Source organism: Streptomyces sp. NPDC050759, from assembly GCF_044456945.1.
Classification (GTDB): Bacteria; Actinomycetota; Actinomycetes; order Streptomycetales; family Streptomycetaceae; genus Streptomyces.
This window is the reverse complement of sequence record NZ_JBITGI010000002.1, coordinates 329,263-345,584: the sequence shown is the minus strand read 5'-3', so window position 1 is coordinate 345,584 and position 16,322 is coordinate 329,263. Positions and strand designations below refer to the sequence as shown.

The window sequence follows — 16,322 nt, the reverse complement described above, 5'->3', positions numbered from 1 at the left end:
ACAAGTCGCTCCACTGTGCCACCAGAGTCTTTTGTCCCCTCGCGCAGGGACCGGCACCGGTCACCTTCATGCTGCCGTTGGGGGCCGGCAAGGAGGACTTCCCGGTTGAACGGGTGAGACGGCGGAGTCGGGACCACGGCTCCGCCGTCGGCGGTCCGGCGAGTGCTGCGGCGATGACGTAGTGCGCCAGGCCGCCGCTGTCTCTTCCGGGCGCGGTCGGGGCCCCCGGCGTCCTCGGTGCGCTTGCTGTGCGCTGCCGGCTCATGGTGTCCGTGCTCAGGAGGTGAGCTGGAGGGAGGCCAGTACGGCGATGACCTCGTGGCGGGCGGTCTCGTCCAGTGCGCGCAGGGGACGCGCGAGGTTCGGTTCCCCTGTCAGGGCGAAGTGCGAGGCGGCGGCGGACATCACGCGCAGGCTGCCGTGACGACGGAACAGCGCCCACAACGGTTCGAGTCCTTCGGACAGTTCCGTGGCCGTGCCGGGGTGGCCTGGCTGGGCGGCGGCGGCGGCGGGGGCGAGGGCGAGGGCGGTCTGCGGGAAGGTGCGGACATTTGATGTTGTCGACACCGGTGTGACGTCCAGCGTCGGATGACCATACTCAGCGATAGTTGGTCGCCGGCATCACTACCTCGCCGGCGTCGTGGAGCACCTCGACGGGAACGAGGCGGTCCGGCCGCGGGACCTCAGGTACGCCGTCCATGCATCCGCCGGCCGCCGCCGAGGCGCTGCTGAAGGCCCCGCTGCTGCGCGAGCACGGGAGCCTCGTCATCAAGGAGCCAGGCTCGGCGACCAGGAAGGACTTCGAGAGTGCGACATTCGACCCTTGCTGCTGTCAACACTCTCAGCAAGTGCCCTGCTTGTGCCTGCCAGCCTGCCAGCCTGCCAGCCTGCCAGCCGTGGATGCCACAATCCTCGGCATGCCACTGTGCGACTACTTCTCTGCCGCTGACGATCAGGCTGCTGTTGCTGTCCTCCAGATTCCGGGAGGGACCGGTCGGGCGGACCTCGACGTGGTCAGTCTCAAGAACATTGACCCGGTCGTTGCGATGGCCCAGCTCGAAGCGATCATGACGGGCTGCACCTATGAGGAGGCCAGCGGTCGTCCGCGGTCCGGGCAACTGCTGTCCGATCCGGAGCAAAGCGGGGTGATCGTGGTCAGCCTGACGGACACCTTGACCGCTGCCCTCGCCTCGACGTTGCCGGACGACCTCCTCCGCTTTGCCGAATCGTGGTCGACGACGGACGAGCTCCGGCAGATCGGCATCAGCGTCGAGTCCACGGCTGGTGTCCTGGGAGCCCTGGCCGGTCTGGCTCAGCGCGCTCACACCTCCGGCCGGCAGCTGTATTGCCGGTGGGCTCTGTAACTCACCGGCGTCCGGCGCCGTTGTCCTTGCCCGAAGGGCAGGTTCGAGGTCAGCTGTACCGCCCGCTACGCCTCGCAGGACCTCGTGCCCTGCGCCGAGTGCAGCCGCCCGCAGCCTCTCGACGTCGATGACGAGGGCCTCCGCCGCCCCTCTGGGCTCGGATTGTCGGGAGCAGGCCGAACCGGAGGACGCCGCCTGACGACCATGTCCGGCGCGAGGCCAACAATCTCTGGGCAAGATGGCCACCCGCCGTCGAAGCGTGTATTGGGGCGGCCAACAGTGGATGCACAGGTCAGCGACCGGGCCCGATGTCGGCGGGAGAGTCCAGTGGCGTGACTTCTGATCTTGCCCTGCGTTGTTTTCTCGCAGGGCCGGGCTTAATCGACCCTGTGGCAAAGGTGCCGACAGTCCGATAGTCCTCGCCTCATCGCGGGGCCGTAAGAATTGCTTGAGGTCTCTCGCTATGCACGACGTCACCAAGAAGATCGCCGCTGGACTGGCCACGGCGGCCGCCGCGCTCGGCTGCCTGATCGCTGCCGGTCCGCCCGCTGCGGCCGACGGTAAGTGGTGCAACCACTCGGTCTGCATCCAGACCTACGACGAGGGCACATACCTGGGCAGGGTAGAAGTCTCGGTAGTCAACACCAACCAACCCCACCGCATCAGCGCCCACGTGTGGACCACCAACGGCTGGAGCGCCAACACCAAAGTCGAAGACGTCGCCGCGTTCCGGACCTACCGGGACCAGGCCTACCCTCAGCGTCACTTCCCCGCGGGCACCCGACTCTGCGCGGAAGGCTTCATCGGCGACAGCAGTGTGGGCCTTCCCTGCGTCACTATTACCAACTGACTCGGCTCGAACGCCCCCCACGAAGACGCGGGCCGCTGGACCGTGAGCACCGGCGGCTGCGTCGACTGCGGGCCGCCCGACTCCTCGCCTCCGACCAACGGACCCGACCTCGCGCCCGGGACGAGCGGTGGCAGCGCGGTTCACCGAGTCGGGAAGGTCGGTGGATTCCGAATCCGGCGGAACGGTGTCGAGCACCCGTAGCCGGGCCTTGCCCGGTTGCGATGCACGGCCGGTACTTCAGCGACTCGGCCGCGAAAGGACGTTCTCCAACTGGTTCAGCTGCGGGCTTGCGTCGTCAGCCTGGGACATGGCTCGGTCTGTACCATCACGCAAGCCTGGATCGCAGAGAGCACTCGTGCGGTCGACGGCGGCTCCGGCCCAGTGGAGAAAGTCCGAGGTTGCATCGGCGGGAGCGAGGAACGCCACTGAGCCGGCAGAGAGGAACGTCTTCTGGCGGCCCTCTCGCAACTCGACACGGACCACGTAAAGCACGGGGTCGTAGCGCTTGTCGTTGAGCCCCAGACTCAAGATCACTCGTTCGGCCTTGCCCGCCTCCAAGCTGTACGAGTCCTTGAGCACGATGGTCTTCGGCAGCTGCACCTCAGGGCTCGGAAGGACGGCGTCGTACTCCGCTGTGATCTCCGTGGGGCCCCCTCCCGTGACGGGGAGACAGTCCGGCTCAATCCCGCTGGTAAGGGCTCGCGCCGCCACCACTGTGAACCGGAACTCGGTGACAACCGCTTCGAGATCCCCTCGGTTGCGGAGCGTCAGGAGAAGACGGGTAGCCAAGACCGTGCCGTCGCTACTCCCCTCTTTGTCGTCGAACTTGGCTGGCAGACGGGCCGGTTCGGCGAGCGTCTGCGACAGCACTTCCAAGCCAGGCTTCTTGACCTGCCCCGCTGCTCCTGCCCCCGGTGGATGCTCAGCTGGAGATGGGCTGGCCGTCGATGTCTCCTCTTCGAACGGATTCGGTATCCACCCGAAGAAGACAGTGACGAAAGTCAGCACCATAGCCATTCCAGCGGTCATCAGGCTGCTACGCCAGCCTCCGCCGCCTGCCTGAGTCGGTTCGGAGGTGGATCCGTTGCCGCCAGACCCGGATGAGTCCCCTGTCATAGCTCCCCCCGTGCATCGCCCCTCCCATTCTCACGCCTCCTCGATACATACGTGCCTCAACCCGTATATCCCCTCGTATCTGGAAAGGTCCGAACGTTTCGGTTCGTTAGACAACGACTCGACTGAGGGAGACGGGACACGCAGTGTCCGATTGCGAGGGATTGGTCTCGTGTGAGACCGCGTACGCCTCCGTGTCGGACAAGGCGGAAGCGACATTTGTCGGGCACCTGACGGAGCGTCCGTTACTTGCTCGGCAGCAAGGCGTACGCGGACTCGCGCGAGGTCGACTCGAGGCGATCGAGCTGCCGCGGCGTGAGCGGCGATTTCGCAACTCGAACACGATGATGTACTCCCCGGCCCACTCGAAGGTCGTGCTGATCTGTTCCACGATTGGCCCAGTCGGACACTCTTCAAGTGGCCCACATGTCCGGGCCACTAGCTGCATAGCCTCGACACCGATGCGGCTGCGACCACGAGCGACCTCTGCAGGGATCCCGGGGCCGAGACTGTTGCTTTGGGTTCGGACCGTACCTGCGGGTCGGCCGGACTGAGTGAGAGGACAAAGATCTGCTGTGAAGGCGTGCGGAGTGTCCGGGGCCGAGAAGGAAGTCGCCCTGCTGGAGTTGCCCGAACCGTCATCTCCCGGGCCCGGCCAGATCCTGGTCGCGGTTGAGGCGGCCGGGGTGGGCCCGTGGGACGAACTGCTCAACGGCGGTAGCTGGGACGTGGGGCTGCGCCCCCCGGCGGCGCTGGGAGTGGAGGGCGCGGGCAGGGTGCTGGCCGTCGGCGCGGGTGTCACCCGGTTTGCCGAAGGCGACCGGGTGCTCGCGCACGAGGCCCCGCTGCCCGGGGGAAGCGGCTTCTGGGCCGAACGTGTTCTGATCAACGCGGACCACGCGGCGGCCTGCCCACCCGGGCTGGACGCCGTGCACGCGGCGGCGCTGCCGGTCAACGGACTCACCGCGTGGCAGGCCCTGGAGAAGCTGGACCTCAGCCGAGGACAGCGGCTCCTGATCACCAACGGAGGCGGGGCCACCGGAGCCCTGGCCATCCAGCTCGCCGCGGCCAAGGACATCGAGGTGACCGCGACCGCGTCTGCCGGCGCCGCAGAGCGCCTGCTCGGTCTGGGAGCGACGGAGGTCGTCGACTACCGCGACCCGAACTGGCCGGAGAGGGCACGCGGCGGGTTCGACGCCGCCCTCATCATCGCCACCGGCACGGCGGGCGCCGCCCTGCCCTTGGTGCGGGACGGCGGTCGGCTGTGCTCCCTGACCTCGGACGCGCCGCCGGCGGAGCGAGGCATCACGAGTGGGGACCTCTACGTCGAGCCCAACGCCGCGCAGCTGGTCCAGCTGGCGGAGCAGGCCGCCGCGGGAACCTTGAAACAGGCGCCGGAAGCCCTGCCGCTGAGCGAGGGACCGGCTGCGTTCGCCCGAGTGGTGGCCGGACGGGCCGGCGGCAAGAAGATCGTGCTCACCCAGGGATGACCCGACCGGGCCCCGGCCGATCCCGCTGCTGGGCCACGGTGCCCGCCAGGCGCCATCGAGACGTCGTCGGGCTGCGCGGGGCGACCGAAGAGGTGCGGGCGAGGTCTGCTCATGCGTGGCGGCTGCGCCGCGGCCGCCACGGCAGACGAGACGCACACCGCTGACAACGGCGGTCCGGACAGGGCGTGTCGTTGACACAGGTCAGCAACAGTGCGGCACGCCCGCGGCCGATCCGACTGCTGCCGACTCGGCGTCCACAGGCCGGTCACCGTTGCCGAGTGGGTGAGGACCGCCGCCGCGGCGGGGCTCAGCTGAGGGCGTGGGTCTGGGACAGGCCCTGCTTGACCTGCCGGGTGACGTCGTCGGCGAGGATTTCGGGCCGGCCCGCCTCGACGGTGTCCAGGGCCTGGGCCGCGACGTCGGCCGGGTCCGCCTTGTCCGCGATGGGCATGCCGGCGGTCATGTCGGTGTCCATGAACCCGACGTGCAGCGCGGAGACGGTGATGCCGCGGGGTGCCAGCTCTTCGCGGACGGCATCGCTCATGGCCCATGCGGCGGCCTTGGACGCGGCGTAGGAGCCGGCCTGGGCCGGGTGCAGCCAGGAGATCACGGAGAGGATGTTCAGGACCGCACCGCCGCCGTTGGTCTCGATGACCGGGGCGAACGCGCGGGTGAGGGCGAGCGGGCCGTAGCAGTTGGTGTCCATCTCCGCGCGGATTGCCGTCAGGTCGCCGGCGATCAGTGGGTTGTAGAGGGAGATACCCGCATTGTTGATCAGCAGCGTCGCGTCGGACGCGACGCGGGCGGCCTCCCGGATCGTGGCCTCGTCCGTGACGTCGAGACGCAGCGGCGTGACGCCGTCCAGGTCTATGGTCTCCGGCCGGCGGGCTGCGGCGTAAACCTTCGCCCCGCGCTGCACGAGCTGCTCGGCCAGGTGGCGCCCCAGCCCACGGTTGGCGCCGGTCACCACGGCAGTTGCAGGTGACCACGGGCGCGCTGCGGGCTGCAGTTGGGTGACCGGTGGGGTGGTCAGCCCGGGCACCAGGGGAGGGGGCCGGGCCGCTCGCGCCGGAATCCACCGTGGTTCTGCGACGGCCCCAAGAGCGACGGCCTCGGTGCCTTTTCGCAGAGTCAGGAGCCGGGGCGCCGCGGCATTGCAGGTGCTGTTGGTCGTCGCGCCCGAGCCGGAAACATCGCCCGGCTGCGCCACCTCTGGCTCACCACTGTGGTGTCAAGCGGCCGCGGTTGGCAGCCAGTCCGAACTGCCGGCCAAGTCGGCGGAACAGCCAGCAGTCGCCTACTCATAGGCCGGCTCAACCGCTAACTCGGAGACTTTGATCCGTGGCGGACCGGCCTTCATCTCTTGGCAGGCAGGGATCGGACGGGCTCTCGCTCCCGCCTGCACCCACTCCATAGCTACCCCACGAGAAAGTCGTCGACTGTTCATATTGCGTCCAGCCTTCGACGGGTCGGAGCGACAAGATCCGGCCATTGACTCTCCCTGCGTGCCTCGATCATGAAGTCGCACGGAGAGAATCTTTCTTTGGGGGTTCGCAGTGGTGTCCGCAGTGGAGTTTCCCGGCGAACCGGAGCCTGAAAGACCCGTTCCGCGGCGGCCGTACGCGGCACGGGATTTGGGAGACAGGATCTTCCGGTACCAGCTGACGGCCACGGGCGTCGCGGTCCTCGCCATCATGGCGGCCGTCGGACTGTTCCTTCTCCTGAGGGCCGGTCAGGCGCTGCGTGCCAAGGGGCTGGGGTTCCTCACCACCTCCGCCTGGCAGCCGGATGTGCACAACTTCGGCATCGCGGCCGTACTCACGGGTACGCTGCTGATCGCTGCCGTGGCGGTGACGATCTCCGTGCCACTGGCCATCGCCACCGCGTTGTTCATCTCCGATGTGGCCCCGCGCAGGCTGCGCCGCACCCTCATCACCATGGTCGACCTGATGGCGGCGGTCCCCTCGGTGGTGTACGGCCTCTGGGGCCTCTTCTTCCTCCAACAGCACGTGATCGGGCTGTCGCGCTGGCTGTCCACTTGGCTTGGCTGGATTCCGCTGTTCGCCGTCGACGGCACCCGGCCCGGTGACCCCCTCGCCTCGGACAGCGTCTACACCGCCTCCACGTTCGTCGCCGGGATCGTCGTCGCCCTGATGGTCGCACCGATCCAGTGCTCGGTCATGCGGGAAGTCTTCGCGCAGGCTCCGGCGGGCGAGCGCGAGGGCGCCTACGCTCTCGGCGCCACGCGGTGGGGCATGATCCGCGCGGTCGTCCTGCCGTACGGCAAGGGAGGAATCATCGGCGGCACGATGCTGGGGCTCGGCCGGGCGCTCGGCGAGACGATCGCCGTCTACCTGATCATCTCGCCGGTCTTCGTCATCCAGCCGCACATCCTGCAGACCGGCTCGAACTCGGTCTCCTCCCTCATAGCCCTGCACTACGGCGACGCCTCCACCTTCGGCATGTCGGCGCTGATGGCGGCGGGTCTGGCGCTGTTCCTGCTCACGCTGGCGGTCAACTTCACCGCCTCCACCGTCGTGGCCCGCTCCCGGTCCGGCGCGCAGAGCGAGGCATGAGATGACCGTCGTAGAAGAAGTAGAAGAAGAAGTCGCACACCGCGCGGCCGCGGCCGCGCCGGTCTCCGAGGCGTCCCCCGCCGCTCAACTCCCCGACCAGTGGCGCCGGATCGGCGGCCCCACCCGCTCGGGGGCGCTCTCCCTGTTCGGCGCCGCCGCGTCCGGACTGTGCGTCGCGGTGCTGCTGTTCGGGCAGATAGCACCGTTCTCCGGCGGTCTGGGCTTCGCCGTCACCGCGTACGGCGCCTTCCTCATCGTGTACGCCGTCCTCACCGGCCTGGAGGAGGACGGCCAGGCGGTGCGCGACCGTGTGATGACGGTGATCCTGTGGACCGCGGCCGGGCTGCTCTTCAGCGCGCTCGCGCTCGTCGTCGGCTTCACCGCGTGGCGTGGTCGGGAAGCGCTGCCGCACGGCAACTTCTTCACCCAGGACATGCAGGCCGCGGGCCCGCTCGACCCGCTCACCCACGGCGGCATCGCGCACGCGATGCTCGGCACGCTGATGATGATCGCCATCGCGCTCACCATCACCGTTCCCCTCGGCCTGGCCTGCGCGGTGTACCTCAACCAGATTCCCGGCCGCTTTTCCCGTTTCGTACGGACCATCGTCGAGGCGATGACCGCGCTGCCCTCGATCGTCGCGGGGCTCATGGTGTACGCCACCTGGATCCTCGGCCTGGGGCTGCAGAAGTCGGGCCTCGCGGCGGGCTTCGCGATCAGTGTGATGATGCTGCCGATCGTGATCCGGGCGTCCGACGTGGTTCTCCGCCTGGTGCCCGGCAGCCTGACCGAGGCAGCGGAGGCCCTTGGAGCCCCGCGCTGGCGGACGGTGTGGCACGTGGTCCTGCCTACGGCTCGCTCCGGCCTCGCCACCGCGGTCATCCTCGGCACGGCGCGGGGCATCGGCGAGACCTCGCCCGTCCTGCTCACCGCCGGCTTCACGGCCGCCCTCAATGCCGACCCGACCAACGGCCCGATGGTCTCCCTGCCTCTGGCCGTCTTCAACTTCGTCAAGTCCCCGGAGCCCGCGATGATCGCCCGCGGCTTCGGCGCGGCGGCGGTCCTGATGGCGCTGGTCCTGATCCTCTTCGCGATCGCCCGATTCATCGGCGGTCACGGTCCCGGCCACCAGACCCGCCGCCAGTCCCGCCGAACAGCCCGAGCCTCCCGCCGGGACGCGGCCCGTTTCACGGAACTGCACGCTGCGGGGCTGTCCCTGTTCGAAACCGAGCCGCGGACCGCCCCCGAGCGGGCGGGTGGCCTCTCTGGCCCCGGCCTCGCCGACGAGCCGGACGCGCTCACGGCCGCCGGGGGCGAGACGACGCCTACGGAGCCACCCGCACCTGACCACGCATCCCGCAGCGGAGGTACGGGCGACAACACCGCCCGGGACCCCGCGGGCGGGGCGCCCCAGCCCGTCACAGAAGAGAGCGACTGATGCTCAGTCACCTCAGGACCAGCCTGCACCGGCTGGGCATCCTGGCCGCGTTGCTCGGCGTCCTCGCCGGGATGGCGGCCGGCCCCGCCGCAGCCGACAGCTACACCCCGATCGCCGGGGCCGGGTCCACCTGGGCGGAGAACGCCGTCGACGAGTGGCGCCGAGCCGTCAACCAGTACGGGATGCGGATCTCGTACGCCGGTACCGGATCGTCCGACGGCCGCCGCCAGTTCCTCAGCGGCACGGTCGACTTCGCGGTGTCGGACATTCCGTTCCAGACCCACCCGACCGACGGCAGCGCGGCGGAGCGGCCGGCCTCCGGGTCGTACGCCTACATGCCGATCGTGGCCGGCGGCACGGTGTTCATGTACCACTTGACCGTCAACGGCAAGCGGGTCACCAACCTGCGCCTCTCCGGTGACGTGGTCACCAAGATCTTCACCGGCGCCGTCAAGACCTGGGACGACGCCGCCATCAAGGCCGACAACCCCGGGCTCCAGCTACCGCACCGCACCATCGTGCCCGTCGTCCGCTCCGACGGCTCCGGCTCCACCGCCCAGTTCACGATGTGGATGGCCAAGCAGCACACGTCGCTGTGGCAGGCGTACTGCGCCAAGGTCGGCCGCTCGGGGGCGTGCGGGCAGACCTCGTACTACCCGACCGTGTCCGGAATGATCGCCCAGTCCGGAGACCTGGGCGTGGCGGGTTACGTCGCCCAGAACTACGGCGAGGGCGCGATCGGTTACGTCAACTACTCCTATGCCCTCAACGCGCACTATCCCGTCGCCAAGGTCCTCAACCACGCCGGCTACTACACCGAGCCGACCCCGCAGAACGTGGCGGTCTCACTGCTCAAGGCGCGGATCAACACGGACAAGAGCTCGCCGGACTACCTCACCCAGCAGCTCGACGGCGTCTACGGCGACAGCGACCGGCGCAACTACCCGCTGTCCAGCTACTCGTACATGGTGCTGCCGCTGAAGGTGCAGGGCACCTTCACCGAGGCCAAGGGCAAGACGCTCGGCGCGTTCTCCTACTACTTCATGTGCCAGGGCCAGCAGCAGGCCCCCGACCTCGGCTACTCGCCGCTGCCGATCAACCTGGTGCGGGCGGGGTTCGACCAGATCCGCCGGATCCCGGGCGTGCGGGCACAGAACATCAACATCAGCAAGTGCAACAACCCGACCTTCACCACCGACGGCCGCAACAAGCTCGCCGAGACCGCGCCCTACCCGAAGGCCTGCGACAAGAAGGGCGCAGCGCCCTGCACGACCGGCAGCGGCGGTGCCAGGTCGACCGGCTCGACCAGCTCGAACGGCGGTTCCGGGGCCACGTCCGGCGGCTCGACCGGCGGCGGATCCGGTACGCCGGGCACCTCCACCGGCGGCGGCACGACGACCGGCGGATCCGGCACCGGCTCCGGCACCCAGCCGTCCGTCGACCCCGACACCGGACAGACACTGAGCCCGGGTGGCACTTCCGGCAGCGCCTCGGGCGGCGGTACGACCGCCGACGGCACGGTCGCTCTCGCCCAGCCCGTCGCGGTCGCGGGGCGCACCGGCTGGACGGGTACGCAGACACTGATGCTGCTCGCCGCCTTCCTGGTGCTCGGGCTGATCCTGCTGCCCTCCCTGGTGTCCCGCCTCCTGTCCGACAGGCGTTCCTCGGACGGAGAGTCGCGATGAGGTCCGTACGCCGGGTTCTGGCCCGTCTGGTCGCCGGCGCCGCCGTCGGCGCTCTGGCCGGTCTCGCGGTCGCCCAGGCCGCACCGCCCGCGACCGCCGCGAGTTCCTCCTCCGTCACCGTCTCCGGGCGCGGAGAGTTCAAGGACATGAGGTTCACGGTCGACCAGACCACGCACCTCACCAGTCAGGCGATCACCGTCTCCTGGACCGGCGGCACCCCGACCACCTTCGCGGGCACGCTCTTCAACACCGACTTCGTGCAGATCATGCAGTGCTGGGGCGACGACGACGGCACCGTCCCGGCCAACCCCGGCCCCTCGCGCACCCAGTGCCAGTACGGCGCCTCCCCGACCACCGACCGGGGAAGCTGGCCCGGCAACGACTACGACGACACCCGTCGCGCCTTCTACAGCGCCGCCCCCACCAACTACGGCCAGGACAACCGCTACGGAGCGGCCAACCCCAACGCCCCCGGCGAGGTCCCCTTCAAGCCAGTCAGCGGTGCCACCGTCACCACCAACACCCAGAACAACCCGTACTTCAACCGCAACACCACCAACGAGGTCGACTTCGCCCGCACCGGCGCCGACGGCAAGGGCCAGGAGTTCTTCGAGGTACAGACCGCGAACGAGGCACCGCATCTGGGCTGCGGCACCCCGGTCACCACCAACGGCACGGCACGTCCGCGCAGTTGCTGGCTGGTGATCGTCCCGCAGGGCCACCTCGACCTCGACGGCAAGCCGTACGCGGACCAGAGCCAGGTCAACGCGGGCTCCCCGGTCTCCTCAACCAACTGGGCGAACCGGATCGCGATCCCGCTGGGGTTCAACCCGGTCGGCACCAACTGCGCCCTGGGCTCCGCCGAACGCCCCACCACCGGCAGCGAGTTGGCGGCCGACGCCATGACCAGCTGGCAGGCGGCGCTGTGCCCGACCGGCAGGGTCTACGGCTACACCGAACTCGGTGAGCCCGACGCCCGCGCCCGGCTCACCAACGACGGCTCCTCCGGGCTCGCCTTCACCACCCGTGCCCTGGGCACCGACGAGGGCACCACCCCTCCCTCGGGCAGCACGTCGTACGCTCCGGTCGCGCTGTCGGGAACCGTCATCGGGTTCACCATCGAACGCAGACCTAGGGCCGGGGCACCAGACGCGGTGGCGAGACTTGCCGGTACGAAGGTCGAGTCGATCGACCTGACCCCACGTCTGGTCGCCAAGCTGCTCACCGAGTCCTACCGTAACTCCCCCTGGGGAGCCGTGCTCAGCGGCACCGCCGCCAATGGCTACGGCTGGGCGAGGAACAACCCGGCCGGTCTCGCCACCGATCCCGAGTTCATCGCGCTGAACCCGCAGTTCGCGTACCTGTCGGTCGCCGAGACCCCGGCCACCGACACCGACCTGCTCACCTCGCTGGGCCACTCCGACTCGGCCCGCCTGCTGTGGCAGTGGGTCCGGTCCGACAAGGACGCCCGGCAGTTTCTCGCGGGGGTGTCCGACGACTGGGGCATGCGGGTCAACCCGGACTACGCCACCAACGCCGACCTGAACCCGACCGGCGCGGCCTTCGAACCCTCCCGCACGGACGACTTCCCGAAGAGCGACCCCTGGTGCACGATCCCGCCGGGCACCGGCGCCACCCAGCAGCAGTGCATGATCGACTTCCATCCGTACGTCGACGACATGCACTCCGGCGCCCTGCACACCCGCCGCGCGGACGGCCTGTGGAAATCGACCTGGGACCCGCTGGCCAGCCCGCCCGCGTACAAGAGCCCGGGCCCGCAGACCGTCGGCTCCCGCTTCCTCATCACCGTCACCGACGCGGCCTCGGCCACCCGGTACGGCCTCCAGACAGCCCGGCTGCGTAACGCGGCCGGCAGGTTCACCGCGCCGAGCACCGCCTCCCTGACCGCCGCGGCCGCGAGCGCCTCCGGCAAGGGCGTCGCCGAGATCACCCCCACCGGGGCGAAGGCGAAGGGCGCCTACCCGCTGGCCCAGCTGGTCTACGCGGCCGCCCGTCCCGCCGACCTCGACGCGGCCGCCCGCAAGGACTACGCGACCCTGCTGCGGTACGCGGCGGGCGACGGTCAGATCACCGGCGCCGACCCGGGCCGGCTGCCCGCCGGATACGCCCCGCTGCCGAGGAAACTGCGTGCCCGCGCCACGGCCGCCGCCCACGCCCTGGCGGCCTACAAGGGCGGCAACTCCGGCGGCGACGGCGGCTCCTCGAAGGGTTCGTCCGCGGGTGCCGACACCGGCGGCTCCTCGGACAGTTCGTCCACCGGAGGCGACACGGGCGGTTCCCCGGGCGGTGACACGGCCGTCGGCGGTACCGGCGCGGCTGCCGGGGGTGCCAGTGCCTCACCCGCCGCCTCGGCGTCGTACGACGGAGGCGACGCGGTGCACACCACCGCCCTGGGCACGACACCCGCCGACCCCGCGAACGCCCTGCGCTACGCCGTCCCGGTGGGCGCCGCCCTCGGTGCGGTGGCCGCGGCGGGCGCGCCCTTCGCGGGCGGCAGCCGGCTGCGACTGCCCCTGCGGGTACCGCTCCCGGGCGGCCGCACGGTGACCGTCGTACCGGCCCTCGCCCTGCCGGAGCGGCTGCGGAAGCTGCTGCGGCCCTGAGCGCCGGCCCACCCGGCGGCGCTCTCCAGAGACGGCCGCCCGCCCCGAAGGACAGTCGGGGCGGACGGCCCGCACCACCCTGCCAGATCCCTCTCCGCTCCACCTCACGCACGCTCTCATCAGGAGACTCTCGATGCGCAGAACGCGCTCCACGGCGGCCATGGTCGCCGCCGCAGTGGTAGCCGGCGGCATGGCTCTCGCGAGCCCGGCGTACGCCGACCCCACCCCCGCGGGCACCTTCCGCCAGCTGGTCGGCGTGGGTTCCGACACCACTCAGGACGTGCTGAACGCCCTGGCCGGCGACACCGTCGACGGCACGAGCTACGCCGGCACCGCCGTGAAGTCGACGTCCGGTGCGGGCATCGCCTCGTACGACGCGATCGGCTCCACCACCGTCCAGACCCGCCCGGCCGGTCCGGCCTTCACCCGCCCCAACGGTTCCGGCAACGGCCGCGCCGCGCTCAGCATGTCGCTGACCGGTGACAAGTTCCCCAACTCCGCCGGCGTGGCCATCCCCGGCCAGGTCGACTTCGCCCGTTCCTCCAGCGGCCCGAGCGTGTCCGGCACCGCCCTCACCTACATCCCGTTCGCGCGGGACGCGGTCGGCATCGCGGTCCGCGGCTCCGGCCTGGACTCGCTGAACGCCGACCAGCTGCACGACGTGTACGCCGCCGGCAGCACCCACCAGATCGACGGCCAGACCGTGCACCCGGTCCTCCCGCAGAGCGGCTCCGGCACCCGCAAGTTCTTCCTCGCGTCGATCGGCCTGAACGAGAACACCGTCGACACCAGCCTGCCGACCGTCCAGGAGAACCAGGCGAACGCGGCGCTCACCCAGGACGGCACACTCGTCCCGTTCTCCGTGGGCAGTTGGATCGCGCAGCACAACGGGATCGCCCCCGACTTCAGCGGCACCGCGGTCGCCGCCGGCGCGCACCTGGCCGGCGTCAAGCTGCCCGGCGACACCGGGGGCGTCACCAGCCCGGTCACCACCGTCGACGGCGAACTCGCCCCGGTCTCCCACTACTACGAGAACTCCACGTTCGGCCGCGACGTCTACAACGTCGTCCCGAGCCGGGCGATCGACACGACCGGCATCTTCTTCGACAAGGACCTCTACGACGTCTTCGTCACCAGCGGCACCCACGAGGCGGCCCTGGCCTCGGACAACGCCGAGAAGGTCATCGCGGACTTCGGTTTCCTGAACGAGTCGTACAACGGTTCCGTCAACCTGGCCAAGCACGCCAAGGTCGGTGGCCTGGAGATCTCGGGTCTGGACACCAGCACGCCCGCCGCACCCACCCTCAAGGCCACCCGGGGCGACGCGAGCCTCAAGCTGAGCTGGACGGCGCCCAGCCCCGCCCCCGCCCAGGCCGTCACCGACTACCGCGTCACCCTCAAGGACGCGGACGGCGCCCTCGTCGCCACCAAGGACCTCCCGGCGACCAGCACGACGTACTCCTTCACCGCACTGGCCCTCGGCACCTACACCGCCGAGGTCACCGCCGACAACCTCAACGGCACCGGCACGGCGGCCACCTGGACCGGCGCGGTCAAGTACACCAGCACCACCAAGGCGACGACGGCGACGACCGCGTACGGCAGGACCCCGAAGGTCGCGGTCACCGTCACCGACTCGCACGCGGTCGCCCCCGGCGGCAAGGTGACCGTGAAGGACGGCTCCACCATCCTCGGCACCGGCACCCTGGACGCCAACGGCAAGGTCACCATCGGCCTGTCGAACCACCTCAAGGTCGCCACGCACGCCCTGAGCGTGTCCTACGGCGGCAGCGCCAAGCTGTACGGGTCCTCGGCGAAGGTCTCCCTGAAGATCACCAAGGCGACGCCGTCGGTCGCGACCACCGCGCCGACGTCCGTCAGCCACACCGCCCGCGCCAAGGTCACCGTCAAGGTCACCGCGACCGGCACCACGCCCACCGGCACCGTACGGATCTACGAGGGCACCAGAGTGATCGCCACCGGCACCCTCAGCGGCGGCAAGGTGACCATCACCCTGCCCAAGCTCGCCAAGGGACGGCACACCCTGCACGCCTCCTACGCGGGCTCCTCGACCGTGAACGCCAGGAACGGCGCCGGCTTCACCATCAAGTCCACCTGACCCCCGAACCCGGCGTCCGGGGAGACCTCTGAGGGAGTGTCTCCCCGGCCGACCGGGCCCCACGACCATCTGTGAAGCACGACCATCTGTGAAGCACGACCATCTGTGAAGGAGGCGGGCCGCCGTGACGGTCGCCGTACCCCTGACGCTTTCCCGCGTCCGCAGCGTCACCGCCGTCCGCCACCTCGCCCGCGGCGGCCTGCTCGCCCTCGCCGCCCTGCTTCTCGGCATCACCGCACAGCTGCTGGTGGTCAGCGCCGCCCAGGAACACTCCGCACAGCACGCCGCGTTCGACGAGATGCGCGGCCGGCTCGCCCTGGGCACCGCCCCGGTGGCCCAGGCCGACCAGGAGGGCCTGCTGCTCGCCCCAGGCACCCCGGTCGCGCTGATCGACATGCCCAGCCTCAGGATGAGCCAGGTCGTACTCGAGGGCACCGACTCGGCCGTCCTCACCGACGGTCCCGGCCACCGCCGCGACACCCCGCTGCCAGGCCAGGCCGGCACCAGTGTCCTGATGGGCCGCGCCGCCGCCTACGGCGGCCCCTTCGGCCGGCTCGCCTCGCTCGCGGCGGGCGACAGGTTCTCCGTGACCACCGGCCAGGGCAAGGCGACGTACCGGGTCAGCGACGTACGACGGGCCGGCGACCCGGCACCCGCGCCGCTCGCCTCCGGCCAAGGGCGGCTGGTCCTGGTCACCGCCACCGGGCCCAGCTTCGTCCCCTCCGGTGTCCTGCGCGTCGATGCCGACCTGATCTCCGCGCCCTTCCAGACACCCGCGGCGGTCATCCGCGCCGGCACGCTCCCCGACTCCGAGGAGCCGCTGGCCCGGCCCGCCGGAGTGCCGTGGCCGCTGGTCATGTGGCTCCAGGCACTCCTCCTGACCGCCGTGGCCGCCGTCTGGGCCTGGCACCGGTGGGGCCGCCACCAGACCTGGATCGTGTTCGCCCCGGTCGTCGCGGTGCTCGGCCTCCAGGTCGCCACCCGCACCACCGAACTCCTGCCCAACCTGCTGTGACCGCTTCCCGTGAGGTGTCCGACGTGACCGAAGTAGCCGAGCCCCTGA

Annotated in this window: 12 protein-coding genes; 9 read left to right on the top strand and 3 right to left on the bottom strand. The window is 70.3% G+C overall.

What is annotated here, in order from left to right:
* Positions 1-276 precede the first annotated feature (276 nt).
* Positions 277-567, bottom strand: a complete 291-nt coding sequence (locus ACIBJB_RS07355; RefSeq protein WP_398927438.1) for a hypothetical protein — start codon at positions 565-567, stop codon at positions 277-279.
* Positions 568-698: 131 nt separating this feature from the next.
* Here ACIBJB_RS07355 and ACIBJB_RS07350 point away from each other — a divergent pair, with 131 nt between their 5' ends.
* Both ACIBJB_RS07350 and ACIBJB_RS07345 read left to right on the top strand, forming a co-directional pair.
* Positions 699-1,364: a hypothetical protein gene (locus ACIBJB_RS07350; RefSeq protein WP_398927436.1), complete on the top strand. Its 666-nt coding sequence runs from the start codon at positions 699-701 to the stop codon at positions 1,362-1,364.
* Between the two features lie 463 nt (positions 1,365-1,827).
* Positions 1,828-2,214 (top strand): hypothetical protein, encoded by a 387-nt coding sequence (locus ACIBJB_RS07345; RefSeq protein ID WP_398927434.1) that lies wholly within the window; start codon positions 1,828-1,830, stop codon positions 2,212-2,214.
* A 237-nt stretch (positions 2,215-2,451) separates the two neighbouring features.
* Here the strand turns inward: ACIBJB_RS07345 and ACIBJB_RS07340 are convergent, their stop codons facing one another.
* A complete protein-coding gene (locus tag ACIBJB_RS07340) occupies positions 2,452-3,225 on the bottom strand; it encodes a hypothetical protein (protein WP_398927432.1) in 774 nt (257 codons plus the stop codon).
* 692 nt (positions 3,226-3,917) lie between these two features.
* Here ACIBJB_RS07340 and ACIBJB_RS07335 point away from each other — a divergent pair.
* Positions 3,918-4,817 carry an NADP-dependent oxidoreductase gene (locus tag ACIBJB_RS07335; protein WP_398927430.1) on the top strand — a complete coding sequence of 300 codons (900 nt, stop codon included), beginning with the start codon at positions 3,918-3,920 and terminating at the stop codon, positions 4,815-4,817.
* Positions 4,818-5,124: 307 nt separating this feature from the next.
* Here the strand turns inward: ACIBJB_RS07335 and ACIBJB_RS07330 are convergent, their stop codons facing one another.
* Entirely contained in the window at positions 5,125-5,784 is a 660-nt protein-coding gene (locus tag ACIBJB_RS07330) for an SDR family oxidoreductase (RefSeq protein WP_398927428.1), read from the bottom strand.
* A 667-nt stretch (positions 5,785-6,451) separates the two neighbouring features.
* On the opposite strand from ACIBJB_RS07330, the gene pstC reads away from it, so the two are divergent.
* From pstC to ACIBJB_RS07300, 6 genes are all read left to right on the top strand, one after another.
* Complete coding sequence (gene pstC, locus ACIBJB_RS07325; protein WP_398927426.1) at positions 6,452-7,393, top strand: phosphate ABC transporter permease subunit PstC; 942 nt, start codon at positions 6,452-6,454, stop codon at positions 7,391-7,393.
* Between the two features lies 1 nt (position 7,394).
* Positions 7,395-8,831: a phosphate ABC transporter permease PstA gene (pstA, locus tag ACIBJB_RS07320; RefSeq protein WP_398927424.1), complete on the top strand. Its 1,437-nt coding sequence runs from the start codon at positions 7,395-7,397 to the stop codon at positions 8,829-8,831.
* The gene (locus ACIBJB_RS07315) at positions 8,831-10,516 is read left to right on the top strand and encodes a phosphate ABC transporter substrate-binding protein PstS (protein ID WP_398927422.1); all 1,686 of its coding nucleotides are present in this window, start codon (positions 8,831-8,833) and stop codon (positions 10,514-10,516) included. Before pstA ends, ACIBJB_RS07315 begins: the two co-directional genes overlap by 1 nt.
* Positions 10,513-13,140 carry a hypothetical protein gene (locus tag ACIBJB_RS07310; RefSeq protein ID WP_398927420.1) on the top strand — a complete coding sequence of 876 codons (2,628 nt, stop codon included), beginning with the start codon at positions 10,513-10,515 and terminating at the stop codon, positions 13,138-13,140. Before ACIBJB_RS07315 ends, ACIBJB_RS07310 begins: the two co-directional genes overlap by 4 nt.
* A gap of 133 nt (positions 13,141-13,273) precedes the next feature.
* A complete protein-coding gene (locus tag ACIBJB_RS07305) occupies positions 13,274-15,259 on the top strand; it encodes an Ig-like domain repeat protein (RefSeq protein ID WP_398927418.1) in 1,986 nt (661 codons plus the stop codon).
* 124 nt (positions 15,260-15,383) lie between these two features.
* Positions 15,384-16,274: a sortase gene (locus ACIBJB_RS07300; RefSeq protein WP_398927416.1), complete on the top strand. Its 891-nt coding sequence runs from the start codon at positions 15,384-15,386 to the stop codon at positions 16,272-16,274.
* Positions 16,275-16,322 lie beyond the last annotated feature (48 nt).